This is a genomic window from Streptomyces sp. NPDC053493 (assembly GCF_044544825.1).
Lineage (GTDB): Bacteria > Actinomycetota > Actinomycetes > Streptomycetales > Streptomycetaceae > Streptomyces.
Genome location: NZ_JBITXS010000008.1, coordinates 177,742 through 195,372 on the forward strand (window position 1 = coordinate 177,742; position 17,631 = coordinate 195,372).

Annotated in this window: 16 protein-coding genes and 1 riboswitch; of the genes, 9 read left to right on the forward strand and 7 right to left on the reverse strand. The window is 73.8% G+C overall.

All coding sequences use genetic code 11. The features are described from left to right. Positions 1-35 precede the first annotated feature (35 nt). Positions 36-1,304: a prenyltransferase/squalene oxidase repeat-containing protein gene (locus tag ACIGO8_RS23245; RefSeq protein ID WP_399733795.1), complete on the reverse strand. Its 1,269-nt coding sequence runs from the start codon at positions 1,302-1,304 to the stop codon at positions 36-38. 94 nt (positions 1,305-1,398) lie between these two features. Beyond that, positions 1,399-1,472, reverse strand: a riboswitch (cobalamin riboswitch). A 277-nt stretch (positions 1,473-1,749) separates the two neighbouring features. Beyond that, positions 1,750-2,790 (reverse strand): MBL fold metallo-hydrolase, encoded by a 1,041-nt coding sequence (locus tag ACIGO8_RS23250; protein WP_399733798.1) that lies wholly within the window; start codon positions 2,788-2,790, stop codon positions 1,750-1,752. A gap of 118 nt (positions 2,791-2,908) precedes the next feature. Between ACIGO8_RS23250 and ACIGO8_RS23255 the strand changes: the two genes are divergently transcribed. The 3 genes from ACIGO8_RS23255 to ACIGO8_RS23265 all read left to right on the forward strand — a co-directional run bounded on the left by ACIGO8_RS23255 (position 2,909) and on the right by ACIGO8_RS23265 (position 5,304). Further along, positions 2,909-4,378 (forward strand): aldehyde dehydrogenase, encoded by a 1,470-nt coding sequence (locus tag ACIGO8_RS23255; protein WP_399733800.1) that lies wholly within the window; start codon positions 2,909-2,911, stop codon positions 4,376-4,378. Then, positions 4,378-4,611 (forward strand): ferredoxin, encoded by a 234-nt coding sequence (locus ACIGO8_RS23260; protein WP_399733801.1) that lies wholly within the window; start codon positions 4,378-4,380, stop codon positions 4,609-4,611. The genes ACIGO8_RS23255 and ACIGO8_RS23260 overlap by 1 nt, the downstream gene beginning before the upstream one ends. A gap of 141 nt (positions 4,612-4,752) precedes the next feature. Continuing rightward, positions 4,753-5,304 carry a hypothetical protein gene (locus ACIGO8_RS23265; RefSeq protein WP_399733804.1) on the forward strand — a complete coding sequence of 184 codons (552 nt, stop codon included), beginning with the start codon at positions 4,753-4,755 and terminating at the stop codon, positions 5,302-5,304. Between the two features lie 35 nt (positions 5,305-5,339). On the opposite strand, the gene ACIGO8_RS23270 is transcribed toward ACIGO8_RS23265, so the two are convergent. Continuing rightward, positions 5,340-5,966: a TetR family transcriptional regulator gene (locus ACIGO8_RS23270; RefSeq protein ID WP_399733807.1), complete on the reverse strand. Its 627-nt coding sequence runs from the start codon at positions 5,964-5,966 to the stop codon at positions 5,340-5,342. 206 nt (positions 5,967-6,172) lie between these two features. Between ACIGO8_RS23270 and ACIGO8_RS23275 the strand changes: the two genes are divergently transcribed. The 4 genes from ACIGO8_RS23275 (at position 6,173) to ACIGO8_RS23290 (ending at position 10,670) form a co-directional block, all read left to right on the forward strand. Beyond that, a complete protein-coding gene (locus ACIGO8_RS23275; protein ID WP_399733809.1) occupies positions 6,173-7,492 on the forward strand; it encodes a glycosyltransferase family 4 protein in 1,320 nt (439 codons plus the stop codon). Positions 7,493-7,655: 163 nt separating this feature from the next. Then, positions 7,656-8,462, forward strand: a complete 807-nt coding sequence (locus ACIGO8_RS23280; protein WP_399733812.1) for a class I SAM-dependent methyltransferase — start codon at positions 7,656-7,658, stop codon at positions 8,460-8,462. 14 nt (positions 8,463-8,476) lie between these two features. Continuing rightward, positions 8,477-9,535, forward strand: coding sequence for a prenyltransferase (locus ACIGO8_RS23285; protein ID WP_399734267.1), 1,059 nt, complete (start codon positions 8,477-8,479; stop codon positions 9,533-9,535). Between the two features lie 199 nt (positions 9,536-9,734). Next, positions 9,735-10,670: a DUF2690 domain-containing protein gene (locus ACIGO8_RS23290; RefSeq protein ID WP_399733815.1), complete on the forward strand. Its 936-nt coding sequence runs from the start codon at positions 9,735-9,737 to the stop codon at positions 10,668-10,670. 223 nt (positions 10,671-10,893) lie between these two features. Here the strand turns inward: ACIGO8_RS23290 and ACIGO8_RS23295 are convergent, their stop codons facing one another. After that, positions 10,894-11,625 (reverse strand): helix-turn-helix domain-containing protein, encoded by a 732-nt coding sequence (locus tag ACIGO8_RS23295; protein WP_399733818.1) that lies wholly within the window; start codon positions 11,623-11,625, stop codon positions 10,894-10,896. A gap of 414 nt (positions 11,626-12,039) precedes the next feature. Here ACIGO8_RS23295 and ACIGO8_RS23300 point away from each other — a divergent pair, with 414 nt between their 5' ends. Continuing rightward, positions 12,040-12,600 (forward strand): hypothetical protein, encoded by a 561-nt coding sequence (locus ACIGO8_RS23300; protein WP_399733821.1) that lies wholly within the window; start codon positions 12,040-12,042, stop codon positions 12,598-12,600. Positions 12,601-12,687: 87 nt separating this feature from the next. Here the strand turns inward: ACIGO8_RS23300 and ACIGO8_RS23305 are convergent, their stop codons facing one another. The 3 genes from ACIGO8_RS23305 to ACIGO8_RS23315 form a co-directional block, all read right to left on the reverse strand. Beyond that, a complete protein-coding gene (locus ACIGO8_RS23305; RefSeq protein ID WP_399733824.1) occupies positions 12,688-13,698 on the reverse strand; it encodes an LLM class F420-dependent oxidoreductase in 1,011 nt (336 codons plus the stop codon). A 129-nt stretch (positions 13,699-13,827) separates the two neighbouring features. Continuing rightward, positions 13,828-14,700: a DUF5336 domain-containing protein gene (locus ACIGO8_RS23310; RefSeq protein ID WP_399733827.1), complete on the reverse strand. Its 873-nt coding sequence runs from the start codon at positions 14,698-14,700 to the stop codon at positions 13,828-13,830. 91 nt (positions 14,701-14,791) lie between these two features. After that, the gene (locus ACIGO8_RS23315) at positions 14,792-15,622 is read right to left on the reverse strand and encodes an N-acetylmuramoyl-L-alanine amidase (protein WP_399734269.1); all 831 of its coding nucleotides are present in this window, start codon (positions 15,620-15,622) and stop codon (positions 14,792-14,794) included. Between the two features lie 322 nt (positions 15,623-15,944). Here ACIGO8_RS23315 and ACIGO8_RS23320 point away from each other — a divergent pair, with 322 nt between their 5' ends. Further along, entirely contained in the window at positions 15,945-17,585 is a 1,641-nt protein-coding gene (locus tag ACIGO8_RS23320; protein WP_399733829.1) for a hypothetical protein, read from the forward strand. Positions 17,586-17,631 lie beyond the last annotated feature (46 nt).

The following is a 17,631-nucleotide window of genomic DNA, read 5'->3' on the forward strand; positions in this document are numbered from 1 at the left end:
GAGCGCGGCCCCGGCACCGCCGGCGAGCCGCGCCCTCACTTCTTGCGGCCGCTCAGGAGGAAGCCGATGCCGACGCCGACGACCATGCCGATGCCGATGATCCACCACACGTCGAAGCCGCCCTCGTCCTCGTCGGCGCCCGCGGAGGCCTGGGAGTTGTCGGGCACCTTGGGCTCGGGGCCGGTGGCGTTCAGCTGCTCGAGCAGGTCGACGGTGCCGAAGCTGCGCGGGTCGGTGTCCATGGCGTGCGCGGCGAACACCAGCTGGGCGTAGGCGGCCGGGCCGCTGGTCCTCGCCCAGTTCGCGGAGTTCTTCTCGAGCCAGGCCAGGGCGCCGGTGGCCTCCTTGCGCGCGCCGGTGGCGGCGAGCGCGACGACCGCGTCGGCGGTGTTGCCGTAGTCGGGCAGCTCGGCGCTCCGGGCGGCGCCGGGCATCGGCGGCGTGGTGAGGTGGCCGGTCCTGGCGAGCTGGGCGGCGAGGTAGGACGCGCCGTTGAGCGCGGCCCGCTCGGCCGTCGGCTTGGGCAGGTCGGTGCAGGTGGGCGGCTGCTCGGGCTGCGCGCCGCGCGCGGTGAGGGTCTTGCCGAGTCCGGCGAGGGTGGCGGCGGCGGTGGCGTCGGCGTTCGCGAGGAGCTTGCCGGTCTTGTCGGGCTGGTAGGCGAAGGCGCCCGCGCCGCCGTCCTTGACCGCCGGTCCGGCGCAGGGCAGGGCGAAGGTGAGCAGGGCGTCGTACGGGTTCTTGCCGGCGGCGGAGGTGACGGCGGTGGGCCGGACGCCCGAGGCGGCGAAGGAGCCGATGACGATCGAGGTGGAGTTGGCGTCGCTGGGGCCGCCGGGCGTGTAGCTCCAGCCGCCGTCCTTGTTCTGGACGCTCCGGAGCCAGTCGGTGCCCGCCTTGGCGGCCTTCTCGGCCTTCGCCGGGTCGGCGGACTGGCGCTTGACGGCGGCGAGGGCCTGGACGGCGACGGCGGTGGCGTTGCTGTCGAGCATCGTCTTGGCGTCGCAGGGCGTGGCAGGGTCGGGGCGGTAGGCGGCGAAGGCGCCGTTCGCGCACTGCTGGCCGAGCAGCCAGTCCACGGCCTTGTCGGCGGGCTGGATGCCGGAGGTGCGCTGGGCGAGGAAGGCGAGCGACTGGCGCCAGACGCCGTCGTAGGTCGGGTCCGTGGTGCCGTAGAGACCGGCCGGGATCGTGACGGCGGCCGGGGTCGGGGTCGGCGAGGGTGCGGCGGCGGCCACTCCGGCGGCGGTGGTGCTGAGCACGGCACCTGCCGCGAGTGCGGCGGCGGCGCGGCGAACGCTGATCATGGGTCCCTCTCCTGCGGGCACCGGACACCGGCACCCGGGGAGCCAGCCTCCGGCGCCGTGTTCCTCGACGGTGCCGGCGCTCACGTCCCGTACCGGGCATTCCGACTCGCCGCCCACGGGACGGCTCACGGTTGCGGGACAGTGCCGGACTTGCACCGGCTTCCCCCTGTACGGGCATGACGACGACCGCCCACTCTACCGGCCGGTCACCCGCGCCCGGCGGCGCCGTACGTCACACCCGCACCGCCCGCCACACGCCTCACCGACACCGCCCGTCACGCGCGCGGGCGCCGCCCGTCATACACGCGTCACCGCCCGCCGCACGCCCTTGCCGGCACCTTCGGTCGCACCCGCGCCGCCCGGCCCACCAGCACCTTCGGTCACACCCGCACCGCCCGCCACACGCCCCGCCGACAGCGCCCGTCACACGCGCGGGCGCCGCCCGTCACACCGCCACGTACTCCACCGGATCCGTCCCGGCCACCGGCTCCGCCCGGCCCAGCTTCACCAGACGCCGGACGTGGGCCTCGGCCTCGCTGACGGCGATGTTGCGGGAGCCGTGCGGGATGCGGTCCCAGGGCCGGTTCCACTCCATCCGTTCGGCGAGCTGCCAGGGAGTGAGCGGAGTGGCGAGCAGGGCGAGCAGTCCGGTGAGGCGTTCCTCGTGGTGGGCGAGCAGCTCGCGGACCCGGCCGGCGGCGTCGGGAAAGGCGTGCTGGTGGGCGGGGAGCACCTCGGCGACGCCGAGGCGGCCGATGCGTTCGAGCGAGTCGAGGTAGTCGCCGAGCGGGTCGGTGGCGGTGGCGTCGTCGGGATCCTCGTAGAGGCCGATGTGCGGGCTGATGCCGGGCAGCAGGTGGTCGCCGGAGAACAGCCGGCCGTGGCCGGGCAGGCCGGCCGGGTGCGCCTCCTCCAGATGGAGGCAGACGTGGCCGGGCGTGTGTCCGGGCGTCCAGACGGCGCGCAGCCGCCGGCCGGCCAGGTCGAGCAGTTCGCCGGGGACGATCTCGCGGTCGGGCAGGGCGGAGCGCAGTCCGGGCAGGGTGCGCATGCGTCCGCCGACGGCGCGGGCGGCGAGCAGCGGCGCGGTGTGCTCCTCGGGAGCGCCGACGGCGGCGAGTTTGCGGGCCAGGTAGTCGAGCCAGCTGCCGGGATCGGACGTGCGGGTGCGGCGTACGACGGCGATGTCGGCGGCGTGCATGGCGATCCAGGCGCCGGACTCCTCCCGGACCCGGCCGGACAGGCCGTGGTGGTCGGGGTGGTGGTGGGTGACGACGACTCCGTGCACGTCGCGCGCGGCGAGGCCCAGCGCGCCGAGTCCGGCGGTCAGTTCGGCCCAGGAGGCGGGATCGTCCCAGCCGGTGTCGACGAGGACGGGGCCGCGGCCGGTGTCGAGGACGTGGACCAGGGTGTGGCCGAGCGGATTGTCAGGGATGGGCACCCGCAGGGACCAGACGCCTCCGCCGTGTTCGGTCACCTGCGTCATGAGCGTCCTCATCTCTGCGTCCCGGTGCGGCCATTGGCAACTATAACTAGAAACTGGTATCAGTTCTGAAACACAGTCAGAAAGTCGGCGACCTACGGGTTCCGGGAGGCAGTCGGTCATGACCGAGCTTGTGGAGCACGGAAAACTGTTCATCGGCGGCGCGTTCGCCGATCCGCTCGGCAGCGAGGTCATTGAGGTGATCTCCCCGCACACGGAGGAGGTCATCGGCCGCGTCCCGCACGCCTCCGAGGCCGATGTCGACCGGGCCGTCGCCGCCGCGCGGCGGGCCTTCGACGAGGGGCCGTGGCCGCGGGCGACGCTGGAGGAGCGGATCGAGGTCGTCGGACGGATCAAGGACGCGATCGCCGTACGGCACGAGGAGATCGCCCGCTCGATCAGCGCGCAGAACGGCTCGCCGTACTCCTGGTCCGTCCTCGCCCAGGCGCTCGGCGCCATGATGGTGTGGGACGCGGCGATCACGGTGGCGCGGGAGTACGCGTACGAGGAGCGGCGCTCCGGCGTGCTCGGACCGCTGCTCGTGCGGCGCGAGCCGGTCGGGGTGGTCGCGGCCGTCGTGCCGTGGAACGTGCCGCAGTTCACCGCCGCGGCCAAGCTCGGGCCCGCGCTCCTCGCCGGCTGCACCGTGATCCTCAAGCCCTCGCCGGAATCGCCGCTCGACTCGTACCTCCTCGCCGAGATCGCGGCCGAGGCCGGGCTGCCGGAGGGCGTCCTGAGCGTCCTGCCGGCCGACCGCGAGGTCAGCGAGTACCTCGTCGGCCACCCGGGAGTCGACAAGGTCTCCTTCACCGGCTCGGTCGCCGCCGGCAAGCGCGTGATGGAGGTCGCCTCCCGCAACCTCACCCGCGTCACCCTCGAACTCGGCGGCAAGTCCGCCGCCGTCGTCCTGCCCGACGCCGACCTCGACGCCGCCGTCGCCGGGATCGTGCCCGCCGCCTGGATGAACAACGGCCAGGCCTGCGTCGCCCAGACCCGCATCCTCGCGCCCCGCTCCCGCTACGAGGAGATCGCCGAGGCCCTCGCGGCCGCCGCCGGTGCGCTCGTGGTCGGCGACCCGCTCGACCCGGCCACCCAGGTCGGCCCGCTCGTCGCCCGCCGCCAGCAGCAGCGCTCCCTCGACTACATCGGCATCGGCCAGGCCGAGGGCGCCAAGGTCCTCACCGGCGGCGGCCGCCCGGCCGGCCTGGAGCGCGGCTGGTACGTCGAGCCGACCCTCTTCGGCGGCGTCGACAACTCCATGCGGATCGCCCGCGAGGAGATCTTCGGCCCGGTCATCTGCCTCCTGCCGTACGGCGACGAGGCCGAGGCCCTGCGGATCGCGAACGACTCGGACTACGGCCTCAGCGGCAGCGTGTGGACCGGCGACGTCGAGCACGGCCTCGACTTCGCCCGCAAGGTCCGCACCGGCACCTTCAACGTCAACACCTTCAGCCTCGACATGCTCGGCCCCTTCGGCGGCTACAAGAGCTCCGGCCTCGGCCGCGAGTTCGGCCCCGAGGGCCTGTCCGAATACCTGGAGCACAAGATGATCCACCTGCCCGCCGGCTACGAGGGGCCGGGTGGGGCGTGATGGGCGACCGCTGGCACGTGGAGGTCGACCGCGGCGTCTGCATCGGCTCCGGCATGTGCGTCAACCACGCCCCGGACGGCTTCCGTCTCGACACCGCCCGCCAGTCGCACCCGCGCGACCCGGAGCGGGACGCCGACGAACGCGTCCTGGCGGCGGCCGAGGGCTGCCCGGTGGAGGCGATCACGATCACGCTCGCGGAGGACGGCGAGCCGGTCTTCCCGCCCGAGGAGTAGCGCCGCCGTGCCGCCCGTCCCGCGCCGTCCCGCAGTGCCGTGGCGTCCCCGCTCGCCGCGACCCCGGTGATTTCCGTATGCAAAACTACTGCCTTGATCACGGGGGCAAGAGGCCTTCGTGCGCACGGATTTGGGAGTGTTGTGCGCAAGGCGAAGTGGGTGGCCGCGGCCGCCGGTGTGGTGCTGCTGGTCGCGGGCTGCGGGAGCGGCGGCGGCTCGGACAAGGGCGGTTCGTCGTCGGCTTCGGGCGGCTCGACGGCGGGCGGCTCGGCGTCGGCCGGGTCGACCGGCGGCTCGGAGGCCGGCGGCGAGCTGACGGCGGAGGCCGTGAAGAAGGAGATCGAGACCGCCGCCACCGGTGCCGGCTTCGTCCAGGACGCCACCGGCGACGCGGTGCCGGCCGGCCTGGAGAAGTGCATGGTCTCCTGGAGCGCCGACGCCAAGAAGGCGGCCGACCCGAAGAAGTCCTACGCGGACACGGTCGCGGGTCTGGGCAAGGTCGACTGGAAGACGGACAAGACCTTCGAGCAGAGCGGCTCGACGATCAAGACCCTGTCCAAGGGCGACTGGCAGCTCAAGGCCAGCGACCACAGCGTCGGCGTGCTGAAGATGGTGATGTTCATCGCCAGCAACAACACGCCCGAGTGCCAGGCCGCGTTCGCCGCCGACCTGGCGAAGAACAAGAAGTCCTGAACCCAGGCCTGAACCACGGCCTGAACGACCGCGGCTCAGCCGCGCCCGGCCTCCTGACGGGGCCCGGGCGCGGTCAGGTCGATCAGCCGGCAGACCGTCTCGATGTCGATCTTCACCTGTGCGATCGAGGCCCGGCCCGACAGCCAGGTGATCAGCGCCGAGTGCCAGGTGTGCTCGATCACCCGCACCGCCGACAGCTGCTCGGGCGTCGGGTGCTCCGTGCCCATCGCGTCCAGGATGATCGCGGTCGTCAGCCGCGAGACCGTGTCCACCTCGGCACTCACGCTGCGGTCCGCGAAGGTCAGCGCCCGCACCATCGCGTCGGCGAGCTGCGGCTCGCGCTGCAGTGCGCGGAAGGCCCGCATCAGCGTCTCGGCCACCCGGCGGCCCGGGTCGTCACCGGCCGGCGGGCGCTTGCGCAGCGTGGTGTGCATGTGCTGGAGCTGGTCCTGCATGGTGGCGACCAGCAGATGGATCTTCGACGGGAAGTAGCGGTAGAGCGTGCCGAGCGCCACGCCGGCCGCCTCGGCGACCTCCCGCATCTGTACGGCGTCGAAACCGCCCCGCCCGGCGAGCTGCGCACTGGCGTGCAGGATGCGGCGGCGGCGTGCCTCCTGGCGCTCTGTCAGGGGCGGCGACGCAGGTCTGTCTTCCGCGGTCATGGGTCCCGTTCCGTGCGGTGAGGGAGCGACAGTATGGCGGGTCGGCCGCCGTGGCGCGAATCACCTGGCGCGCCTCTTACGGCGGAGCTACCTGCCGGTAGATTCAGTGCTCCTCGAAGGATCAAGAACGATCAAGTCTGTAACTTGTTCTACATTAGCGCGGGCGGTTACGCTCCCGCGAAAAGCACGCTCGAAGGGGGTCCCAGTTGACCGCGGAGGCCATAGAGGCAAGCCCCCGACAGGGTGCCGGCCCGGGCGGTGACCGTCCGTTGCGGATCGCTCTCCTCACGTACAAGGGGAACCCGTTCTGCGGTGGTCAGGGCGTCTATGTCCGCCACCTCTCCCGCGAGCTCGCCCGCCTCGGGCACAGCGTCGAGGTCATCGGCTCCCAGCCGTACCCGACCCTCGACGAAGGCGTGCCGCTCACCGAGATCGCCAGCCTCGACCTCTACCGCCAGCCCGATCCCTTCCGCACGCCCGCGCGCGAGGAGTACCGGGACTGGATCGACGCCCTCGAGGTCGCCACCATGTGGACCGGCGGCTTCCCCGAGCCGCTCACCTTCTCCCTGCGGGCCCGGCGCATGCTCGCCGCCCGCCGCGGCGACTTCGACGTCGTCCACGACAACCAGACCCTCGGATACGGCCTCCTCGGCGGCCCGCGCGCCCTCGGCGCGCCCCTGGTCACCACGATCCACCACCCCATCACCGTCGACCGGCAGCTCGAACTCGACGCCGCCGCCGACTGGAAGCGCCGCGCCTCCGTCCGCCGCTGGTACGCCTTCACCCGCATGCAGAAGCGGGTGGCACGCCGGCTGACCGACGTCCTCACCGTCTCCGGCACCTCCCGGCAGGAGATCGTCGACCACCTCGGCGTCCGCCCGGACCGCATCCGCGTCGTCCACATCGGCGCCGACACCGACCTGTGGTCCCCGGACCCGTCCGTCGCCGAGGTCCCCGGCCGGATCGTCACCACCTCCAGCGCCGACGTGCCGCTCAAGGGCCTGATCCATCTGATCGAGGCGCTCGCCAAGCTCCGCACCGAGAACCCCGACGCCCACCTCGTCGTCGTCGGCAAGCGCGCCGAGGACGGGCCGGTCGCCCAGGCCATCGAGCGGTACGGGCTCGAGGCCGCCGTGCGCTTCGTCAAGGGCGTCACCGACGCCGAGCTCGTCGACCTCTACCGCTCCGCCCAGGTCGCCTGCGTGCCCTCCCTCTACGAGGGCTTCTCGCTGCCCGCCGCCGAGGGCATGGCCACCGGCACCCCGCTGGTCGCCACCACCGGAGGCGCCATCCCCGAGGTCGCCGGCGCCGACGGCGAGACCTGCCTGGCCGTGCCGCCGGGCGACGCGGGCGCCCTCGCCGTGGCCCTCGGCCGCGTCCTGGGCGACGCCGGACTGCGCGCCCGCCTCGGCGCCGCGGGCCGCGCCCGGGTCCTGGACCGCTTCACCTGGGCGCGCGCCGCCCAGGGCACCGCCGAGCTCTACCGCGAGGCGATCGCCGCGCAGGGCGCCGGAGTCCGCCGGTGACGCTCAGCTCCGTGCGCCGGGCGCGGCCCGGCGGCCGGTTCGTGCCCGTGCCCGTGTCCGTGTCCGTGGCCGTGCCCGTCCCCGTGTCCGTGCCCATGGCCGCCTGCTCTGCCCTGCGGAACGACAGCCCGCAACCCTCCGTCAACCCCGAAAGGCAGACCTCGTGCTGACCGTCGACTTCACCCGCTTCCCGCTCGCCCCCGGCGACCGCGTGCTCGACCTGGGCTGCGGCGGAGGTCGGCACGCCTTCGAGTGCTACCGGCGCGGCGCGCAGGTCGTCGCCCTGGACCAGAACGGCGAGGAGATCCGCGAGGTCGCCAAGTGGTTCGCGGCCATGAAGGAGGCCGGTGAGGCGCCGGCCGGCGCCAGCGCCACCGCCATGGAGGGCGACGCGCTCAACCTGCCCTTCCCCGACGAGTCCTTCGACGTCGTCATCATCTCCGAGGTCATGGAGCACATCCCCGACGACAAGGGCGTGCTCGCCGAGATGGTCCGGGTCCTCAAGCCCGGCGGCCGGATCGCCGTCACCGTCCCGCGCTACGGCCCGGAGAAGATCTGCTGGGCGCTGTCCGACGAGTACCACGAGGTCGAGGGCGGCCACATCCGCATCTACAAGGCGGACGAACTGCTCGCCAAGATGCGCCAGGCCGGCCTCAAGCCGTACGGCACCCACCACGCCCACGCGCTGCACGCGCCGTACTGGTGGCTCAAGTGCGCGTTCGGCGTCGACAACGACAAGGCGCTGCCGGTCCGCGCGTACCACAAGCTCCTGGTCTGGGACATCATGAAGAAGCCCGCCCTGACCCGGGTCGCCGAGCAGCTGCTCAACCCGGTCGTCGGCAAGAGCTTCGTGGCGTACGCGACCAAGCCGCACCTGCCGAAGGCCGACGCGAACGTCGACACGAAGGCCGGGACTACGGCCGACGCGAAGCCCGAGTCGGACGTCGACGCGAAGGCCGACGCCCGGTGACGAGCTCCGAGCGGATGGCGGAACACCTCGTCCTGCCCGGCGTCCTGACCGCCGAGCAGGCCGCCGAGACCGTCGCCGGCATCCTCGCCGTCCAGCGGGAGGACGGCGCCATACCGTGGTTCCGCGGGCACCACCTCGACCCGTGGGACCACATCGAGGCCGCCATGGCCCTCGACACCGCCGGCGAGCACGAGGCCGCCGCCCGCGCGTACGCGTGGCTGGCGCGGCACCAGAACACCGACGGCTCCTGGTACGCGGCCTACCACGACGGCGATCCCGAGGACGTCACCGACCACGGCCGCGAGTCCAACTTCGTCGCCTACGTCGCCGTCGGCGTCTGGCACCACTACCTCTCCACCGGTGACGACGCCTTCCTCGACCGCATGTGGCCCGTCGTCTACGCGGCCGTCGAGTTCGTCCTCGGCCTGCAGCGGCCCGGCGGCCAGATCGGCTGGAAGCGCGAGGCCGACGGCACGGCCGTGGAGGACGCCCTGCTGACCGGCAGCTCCTCCATCCACCAGGCGCTGCGCTGCGCGCTCGCCCTCGCCGAGGAGCGCGAGGAGCCGCAGCCCGACTGGGAGCTGGCGGCGGGCGCGCTCGGCCATGCGATACGCCGCCACCCCGAGCGTTTCCTCGACAAGTCCCGCTACTCGATGGACTGGTACTACCCGGTCCTCGGCGGCGCGGTCACCGGAGCCGAGGCCACCGCCCGGATCGACGCCCACTGGGACGACTTCGTCGTGCCGGGCCTCGGGGTGCGCTGTGTGCTGCCCAACCCTTGGGTCACCGGCGGCGAGAGCTGCGAACTCGCCCTCACGCTGTGGGCGATGGGCGAGTCGGACCGGGCCCTGGAGATCCTCAAGTCGATCCGGCACCTGCGCGCCGAGAACGGCAACTACTGGACGGGTTACGTCTTCGAGGGCAACCAGGCCGTCTGGCCCGAGGAGCAGACCACCTGGACCGCCGGCTCGCTGCTGCTCGCGGTGGCGGCGCTCGGCGGCGACGAGGCCACGGTCGCGGTCTTCGGCGGCGAGCGGCTGCCGCGCGGCCTGGAGCCCGACTGCTGCGGCTGACCGTGCGGTTGGGGGCTCACCCAGCGTGCGTCCGAGGTGCGTCCGAGGTGGGTCCGAGGTGCGTCCGAGGTGCGTTCGAGGCGCGCCGGGAGTGCCGCTGATCGGTGCCTGGTGCACGTAAAACCGGCTGCTCTGCCCGCTTTAGGATGTGCACGTTCATGGCTGGCATGAACATGCATGACAGGGAGTAGCGGTCACGATGGACCGTGCGGGGTCGGTCAGAGACCTGGCGGGCGAACTTCTCGCCCTGAAGAAGTCGTCGGGCGCGAGCTTCGCCCGGCTCAGTGAACAGACCCACTACGCCAAGTCGTCGTGGGAGCGGTGGGTCAACGGAAAGCAGTTCCCGCCGCGGGACGCCGTCGAGAGCCTCGCGAAACTCTGCGCGGCCGACCCGGCGCCCCTCCTCGCCCTCTGGGACGAGGAGGACGCCCGGCGCACGGCACCGGAGCCGAGCGGCCAGGACGGCCAGGAGGGTCCGAGCGGCCAGGACGGCCACGAGGGTCCGGACGGTCCGGACGGTCCGGACGGGCAGCAGACCGACGCCCGGCCGGCCGGGTCGGAAGCCGGCCCGGAGGCGCCTCAGGACGGGCCCACGGGCCCCACGGGCGGCCGCCGCCGGGCCCTGTGGGCCTGGATCGTCCTCGCCGCCCTCCTGGTCGCCGGCGCCGTCTCGTACGCCGTCGTCGCCCTCACCGGCTCCGACGAGCCGCCGGCCGCGCCGAAGCCGAAGCCCGCCGTGAAGGTCGCGGGCCCGGCGACCGGCTGCACCCTCACCCACTGCGAGGGCCGCGATCCCAAGAAGATGAACTGCGGCGCCGACGCGGTCACCGTCCGCACCGGCTCCATCCCCAAGGACCTCGTCATCGAGCTCCGCTACAGCCGTGCCTGCCAGGCCGCCTGGGGCCGGATCTCCTTCGCCCAGGTCGGCGCGACCGTCGTCGTCAACAACTCCGACGGCGCCGCCCAGGCCGACGTGGTCCACTTCGACCGCGACGTCTACACGCCGCTGATCGCGGCTCCCGACGACGGCTCGGTCTGGGTCTGCGCGGCCCTGCCGAAGACCGGGGCGAAGGACGGCCCGCGCAGCTGCACCGGCCGCTTCATCCCGAGCGAGGACAGGGCTCAGCAGCCGTAGCCGGAACCGGAGCCGTAGCCGTAGCCGGAGCCTCGGTAGCGGTAGCGGCGGTGACGGACCATCCGGGGGCGGCGGGCCTTCCGGCGGAGCGGGGCGGGGCCCGGCGCACCCCTGTAGCGCCGGGCCCCGCCCCGCACCGCTTCCCCGGGCGCGGACGGGCCTCGCGTGCGCAAGCCTCGCGCCCGCCGCGCCGCCGCGTCTTGGACGAATGCGCCACGCGCGCTCAGCCCGTGATCCAGGCGGCGTCGGCCGTGCCGGCCGCCGCCAGGAAACGGCCCGGCGGCATGCCCGTGAGGGCGTTGAACTCCCGGCTCAGGTGCGGCTGGTCGAAGAAGCCGCACACGGCGGCCGTCTCCGCCGTCCCGCGTCCCGCCGTCAGTTCCCCGACGGCGCGGCGCAGCCGCAGCACCCGCGCGAGCCGCTTGGGCGACAGTCCGATCTGCTCCCGGAAGCGGTGCTCCAGGTGCCGCCGGCTCCAGCCCGTCCGCTCCGCGAGCTCCCGGATCCGCAGCTGCCCGTGGGCCCGCTCCAGCAGCCGCCAGGCCTCCAGCACCACCGGCGACACCTCCAGCCCGGCCGCCGCGCCCGCCGTCCAGCGCAGCAGCGTCTCGTCGAGCAGCGCGAACCGCTCGGGCCAGCCCGGGGCCGCCGCCAGGGCCTCGCCCAGGGCGTGGACGCGGCCGCCCAGGACGTCGCCGGGATCGGTCAGGACGTCCGCGAGCTCCGCCAGCGAGGCGCCGCCGAAGAGCCGGTACGCCGCCCAGGGCGCGAGCGCCAGCTCCACGCCGTGGAAGTCACCGCCGTGCCCGAGGACCCGCGCCCGGGTGTGCAGCCCGGACACCACCGACGTGTGCCGCGCCGGTGCGCCGCCCCCGCCCCGCACCCGTAGCTCGCCGCCGAAGCCGATGAGCAGCGACACCCGCCCGCTCGGCACCACGAGCCGCTCCCGCGGCACGCCCGCCCTCGTGCGGAACCCGCGATACGCGCCCACGCCCGGCCGCAGCCGCGCGTCCGGCCTCCCGATGAACCACTCGCACCGACTGCCCCCCGTGCACACACGGTGTCTGACCATCGAACTCTCGAACCTCCCGCGCCCGGAACCGTCCCGGGCCGGTGATCCACTGTCGGACGCCGGACGGGCCCGGAGAAGAGCCGCCGGTGTCCCAGGGACGCCGTGGGACGTCCCAGGCCTCTGACCTGCGAAGACGCGCGGAGCGCCGGGAATCGGGGACGCCGGAGGTGCCGATCCGCCTCTCGGCCCGCCCTCGCGACCCGTACGGGCTCACTCCGCTGGCGGACCGCCGGGCGCCGGGCGAGGCTGGCGCCACAGTCCCCGGCCCGGTCCCCGGGGCCCCAGGGAGGTTCCGCCGTGCCCAGCCTCGTCCGCGCCCGCCGCGCCGTCGCCGCCGTCTTCCTGTCCGCCGCGCTCCTCGCCTCGACCGCCGCCTGCGGCGGCGACAGCTCGCAGTCCATGAGCGCGAGCGCGCAGGCGTCGCCGACGACGTCGGCCGGCTTCGAGCGGCAGCGGCTGGCCAAGACCCGGTTCGTCGCCAACGCGGGCCTGGCGGCGGGCGCGACGTACCAGTGGATCGTCAAGCCGTACCGGGCCGGCACGTTCAAGAAGGGCGCGGACGGGCGGACCTTCGCGCTCGTCAAGGCGGGCCTCGCGGGCGCCTTCACCTACAACCGGCTCAAGGCGGCCGTGAACAACGCCAAGGGCGATCCGCTGCTGTCGAAGGCGGTGGCGCCGCTGACTGCCGGGATCGAGTCGCTCAAGGGCCTCGGGACGAAGCTGCGCAAGGGCGAGGTGTCGGAGGCGGACGTGGGCAGCTTCGAGAGCGTCATCAACAACGTGAAGGACGCGGGCAGGAGCGCGGGCGCGCCGGTCGTCGACAAGGTGCCGAGCGCGTCGGAGCTGAACGGCGGCTGACGGACGGACGTCGGGCGTCGGGCGTCGGACGCCGGAAGCCGGGCGCCGGGCGCCGGGCGCCGGGCGCCGGAAGCCGGACGTCGGGCGTCAGGCGTTCAGCTCCGCGAGCGTGCGCAGCGTGACCGGGTCCGGGGCCGTGACGAGGAGGTCGGTGACCGGGCCCTTGCGCCAGGCGTCGAGCCGTTCGGCGATCCGTTCGCGCGGGCCGACCAGAGAGATCTCGTCGGCGAAGGCGTCCGGCACGGCCAGCACGGCCTCCTCGCGCCGCCCGGCCGCGAACAGCTCCTGTATGTGCCGGGCCTCGGCCTCGTAGCCCATGCGCGCCATGAGGTCGGCGTGGAAGTTGCGGGCCGCGTGCCCCATGCCGCCGATGTAGAAGCCGAGCATCGCCTTGACGGGCAGCAGGCCCTCGGTGACGTCGGCGCAGACCTGGGCGCGGACCATCGGCGCGACGAGGAAGCCGTCGGGGAGCTGGTCGGGCAGGGCGTAGACCTCGGCCCAGCGGGTGGGCGACCAGTACAGCGGCAGCCAGCCGTCGGCGATGCGCAGGGTCTGGGCGATGTTCTTCGGGCCCTCGGCGCCGAGGAGGACCGGCAGACCGGCCCGCAGCGGGTGGGTGATGGACCTGAGCGGCTTGCCGAGCCCGGTGCCGTCGGCGCCGGTGTACGGGTGCGGGTGGTAGCGCCCGTCGAGCGCGACGGGCCCTTCGCGCCGCAGCACCTGCCGGACCACCTCCACGTACTCGCGGGTCGCGGTGAGCGGCGAGCGCGGGAACGGCCGCCCGTACCAGCCCTCGACGACCTGTGGCCCGGAGAGCCCGAGTCCCAGCATCACGCGGCCGCCGGAAAGGTGGTCGAGCGTGAGCGCGTGCATGGCGGTGGCGGTGGGCGTGCGCGCCGCCATCTGCGCGACGGCGGTGCCGAGCCGTACGCGGGAGGTGTGGGCGGCGATCCAGGTGAGCGCGGTGAAGGCGTCGGAGCCCCAGGCCTCGGCGGTCCACACGGAGTCGTAGCCGAGCCGCTCGGCCTCGCGGGCGAGCTCGAGGTGGGCGGGTGAGGGGCCACGGCCCCAGTAGCCGAGGGCGAGTCCGAGTCGCATGCCGCGCAACCTTTCTGACGAAGCGTCAGTTCAGCTCGGCTCGGACTGTACGGCAACGGCCCCTCGCCCGGAAGGGATCCGGACGAGGGGCCGTGGAGCGGGGTCGCGGCAAAGCCCTCGGGAGGAGGGTCAGCCGCGCTGGATGCCGGTGGTGTCCTGCAGGACGCCGCGGCGGCCGTCCTGCGTCTGGGCGACCAGCGCCTGGCCGCGCTGCTCGACCGCCAGGTACCAGGTGCCCGGGGCGAGTTCGGCGATCGGGGCGGCGGAGCCGTCCTCGCCGTACAGCGGACGGGCGACCGGGACCGCGAACCAGAACGGCGCGAAGTCCGACGCCGGGGCCTGACCCTGGCCCTGGGCGGGCTGGGCGTCCTGCGGGCCCGGGCCCGGCGCGGGCGCCGCGGCGGCCTGGGTCTGCGGCTGGACGGCCTGCGGCTGCGCGCCGTAGGGCTGGCCGCCGTAGGACGGGTCGGCCGGCTGGGCGCCGTACGGCTGCGGCTGCTGGGCGCCGGGGTAGCCGTAACCGCCGGGCTGGCCCGGCTGCGCGCCGTACGGCTGCGGGGTCTGCGGCTTCGGCGCACCGAGGAGCGGGGCCTGCAGGGCCGGCACGAGCGGACCGGCGATCGCGCCGGCGGCGAGCACGAGCGCGGCGATGACGCCGAGGATCAGGCCGGCGCCCGCGTTGTTCGACTCGAACACCCACATCAGCATGGTCCAGGCGGAGGCCACGGCGAACGCCGCGCCCACCTGGCCGAGCTCCAGACCGGCGACCTTCCGCGGCTGCGGCAGGGCGCGCGAGACGACCACCAGGGCGGCGCCGGCGATGCCCAGGAAGAAGGCGCCCCAGCCGAGCGGCGACACCTCCCAGGAGAAGGTCGTGCCGACCTGGTCGCAGTAGTTGTCCGGCGCGTCACAGCCGGAGATGCCGAGGAACGAGGCGATGAACAGCACCACCGCTGCGCCGATCAGCACGCCATCGCCTCGGGTGAGGGAGCGGATATTCACGTAAGAAGTCCTTCGTCGGGTCGTCTCGTCAGGGTGGCGCGAAGCACGGGGGGCGCCCCATCGTACGGAGGGAATCTATCGCCCGCCGGTTCTACCCCTGGAGGTAGGCCCGGATGCCGTCCGCGATCCCCTGCGCCGCCCGCTGGCGCCACGCGGCGTCGGTCAGGAGCGCGGCGTCCTTCGGGTCACGCATATTGCCGCATTCGAGGAACACCTTCGGCACGGTTGAGAGATTGAGTCCCCCGAGATCGTCGCGGACGTCCAATCCGGTGCCGGATCCGATGTAGTTGGCGGGCTGTGTTCCGGTCGTACGGGCGAACCGCGTGACGATGTGCTCGCCGAGCTTACGGGACGGGGCCACGATCTTCGCGGTGTCCGCGGCACCGCCGCTCACCCGGGCGGGCAGGATCACGTGGAAGCCGCGGTTGCCGGCCGCCGAGCCGTCCGCGTGGACGGAGACGACGGCGTCGGCCTTCGCGGCGTTGCCGATCCGGGCGCGCTCGTCGATGCAGGGCCCGTAGGGCCGCTCGGCGTCGTGGACGAGGACGACGGTGGCGCCCTGCTTCTTGAGGAGATCGCGAAGACGGTGTGAAACATCGAGGGTGAAGGCCGCCTCGGTGTAGCCCGCGTTCGTGGAGGTGCCGGTGGTGTCGCACTCCTTGCGGTTCGTCCCGATGTTCACCTTCTTGTTGATTTCCGCCGAATGGAGGAAGTTGCCCGGGTTGTGCCCGGGGTCGACGACGATCGTCCTGCCCGCCAGCGGCGACGCCGCCGCGGTGCCGTCCGCGGTGGGCGCCGGTGCGGCCGTGACGTCGGCTTTCGCGTCGGCCGAGGTGCCCGGGGCACGGGTCGGCGGCGCGGTCGATTCGACGGCACCGCCGCAGGCGGTCAGGGCCAGCGGCAGCGCGAGGGCGAGGAGCATCCGGTGGTGGTGGGGCACCCCGCGACTGTAGGCGCTCCGGCCCGGGAACGCGCGGACCGGAACCGCGTGTGTGAGGAGACCGTGAAGGGTAAGGGGCAGGAATCGTCGCGACGACCGCAGAGGGGGACCGGTGTCGGGGGACGCACACGACCACGGCAACACCGAGAAGACTCCAGCACCTTGGGAACGCCCACGCCCGGAGGACGGGGGTGCGGGGGACCCAGCCCGGCGCCCGGCGCCGACGTCGGCGCCCACCGAGCCACCGCTTCCGCCGTCCGAGCCGCCGACGGGGCAGCAGGCCGGACCGACGGCCGGAGCGCCGGTGGGGCAGCCGGCTGAAGCGGCGCCCGGGCCGCCGGCCGAGACGCCCGCCGCGCCGCCGGCCGGGCCGCCCGCCGGGCCGCCGCCACCGCCCGTGCATCCGCCCGTGTACGACGCCGTACCGGCACCGCCACCGCCGCCGCCCGGGCCCGCCGACCCGGTGCAAGGCGTCGGTGTCGGGCTGCTCAATCTCTCCGGGCTCGGCCTCGGGTACGCCCTGCTCAAGCGGTGGAAGTCCGCCGCGCTGTGCTGGGCCGCCACCGCCGCGCTGCTCTTCGTCGCGCTGCCCGCCGATCCCGACGGCGTCCCGGCCGCCGCGCTCGTCGCGTACGGGATCTTCCAGCTGGCCGTCGCCGCCGACGGCGCCCGGCGCGGGCTGCGCGCCCGGCCGGAGAGCCTCGCGCTGCCCGGCCCCCGCCGCGGCCTCGTGCTGCCCGCCGCGCTCGCGCTGCTCCTCGTCGTTCCCGGCGGCGGCACCTTCGCCTACGGCGCGGCACGCGACGAGGCCGTCGAGCGGTCGCTCCTGGACCGGCTCGCCGCCGCCGACGCGGTGGTGAAGCAGAACGAGGGCCAGACCTTCACCAGCGTCGAGACGAGCTACCGCCAGGCCCTCGCCACCTACCAGGACCTCGGCACGCGGCACGCCGGCTCGCGCGCCGCCCAGCAGGTCCCCGACCGCCTCGCCACCTACTACAAGACCGTCGCCGCCCCGTACGACAAGAAGGACTACTGCGGCGCCGTCGCCCCGCTCCAGCACCTGCGCGCCCTGCCCGAGACCGTCGACCGCACACTGCTCGGCAGCCTCGCCGGCAAGGCCGACGAGCCGCTCGCCGAGTCCTGGTTCGAGTGCGGGACCCGCACGATCGGCTCCTCCGGCCAGGAGACCTCGGCCGGCGACCACCTCAACGCCCTGCTCACCACCTTCCCGCAGTCGCCGTACGCGCAGAAGGTCGAGCCGACCCTGCGCGAGGGCCTGCGCACCCGCGACAAGGCCATGGGGATCTCGCCCTGCGACACCGCCGCCGAACTGCGCCGCTTCGACACCACCGTCGGACTGCTGCCCAGCGCGGCCTTCGCCTCGCTCGGCGCCGACGCCAAGCGGTCGATCCAGCGCGGCGACTTCGCGTGCGGGATCGACCACTTCAAGAAGAAGGAGTTCGCCGAGGCCCGCACGGCGATGGACGACTACGTCAAGGCGTATCCGTCCAGCCCGCAGACCGGCCAGGCCCGCAACATCGCCATCGCCGCCGAGATCGCCGACGAGTCCCCGGACGCCGGCACCAAGGTCCCGACGGCCGCCACCCCGGACGGCTCCGGCATGGTCATGGTCGTCAGCAACGACGGCCCGGGCGAGGTCGAACTCCTCTACACCGGCCCCGTCACGGGACGCGTCACGATCCCCGCCTGCGGCACCTGCAAGACCTACCCGGGCATCCTCCCGGTGGGCGGCAAGGTCAAGGCCTGCTCGGGCCCGTCCTCGAAGTACCCGAAGCGCACCCTGACCCTGCCGCCGGGCTCGTACCAGATGCTGCAGAAGCGGTCCGGCACGGGCACGTCGACGGGCCAGAAGAAGGTCAGCACGGCCAAGATCGAGTCGGGCTACAGCTACACGAACTGCCTGTACGTGACCTCGATGTTCTGACCCGGGCCCGTCATCCCCGGGCCCGTCATCCCCGGGCCCGCCGACC

Excerpts from the sequence above, each read along its gene's own strand:
- ACIGO8_RS23305 (WP_399733824.1), bottom strand. The coding sequence starts at position 13,698 with ATGCGACTCGGACTCGCCCTCGGCTACTGGGGCCGTGGCCCCTCACCC.
- ACIGO8_RS23270 (WP_399733807.1), bottom strand. The coding sequence starts at position 5,966 with ATGACCGCGGAAGACAGACCTGCGTCGCCGCCCCTGACAGAGCGCCAG.
- ACIGO8_RS23255 (WP_399733800.1), top strand. The coding sequence starts at position 2,909 with ATGACCGAGCTTGTGGAGCACGGAAAACTGTTCATCGGCGGCGCGTTC.
- ACIGO8_RS23290 (WP_399733815.1), top strand. The coding sequence starts at position 9,735 with ATGGACCGTGCGGGGTCGGTCAGAGACCTGGCGGGCGAACTTCTCGCC.
- ACIGO8_RS23245 (WP_399733795.1), bottom strand. The coding sequence starts at position 1,304 with ATGATCAGCGTTCGCCGCGCCGCCGCCGCACTCGCGGCAGGTGCCGTG.
- ACIGO8_RS23315 (WP_399734269.1), bottom strand. The coding sequence starts at position 15,622 with ATGCTCCTCGCCCTCGCGCTGCCGCTGGCCCTGACCGCCTGCGGCGGT.
- ACIGO8_RS23250 (WP_399733798.1), bottom strand. The coding sequence starts at position 2,790 with ATGACGCAGGTGACCGAACACGGCGGAGGCGTCTGGTCCCTGCGGGTG.
- ACIGO8_RS23285 (WP_399734267.1), top strand. The coding sequence starts at position 8,477 with ATGGCGGAACACCTCGTCCTGCCCGGCGTCCTGACCGCCGAGCAGGCC.
- ACIGO8_RS23260 (WP_399733801.1), top strand. The coding sequence starts at position 4,378 with ATGGGCGACCGCTGGCACGTGGAGGTCGACCGCGGCGTCTGCATCGGC.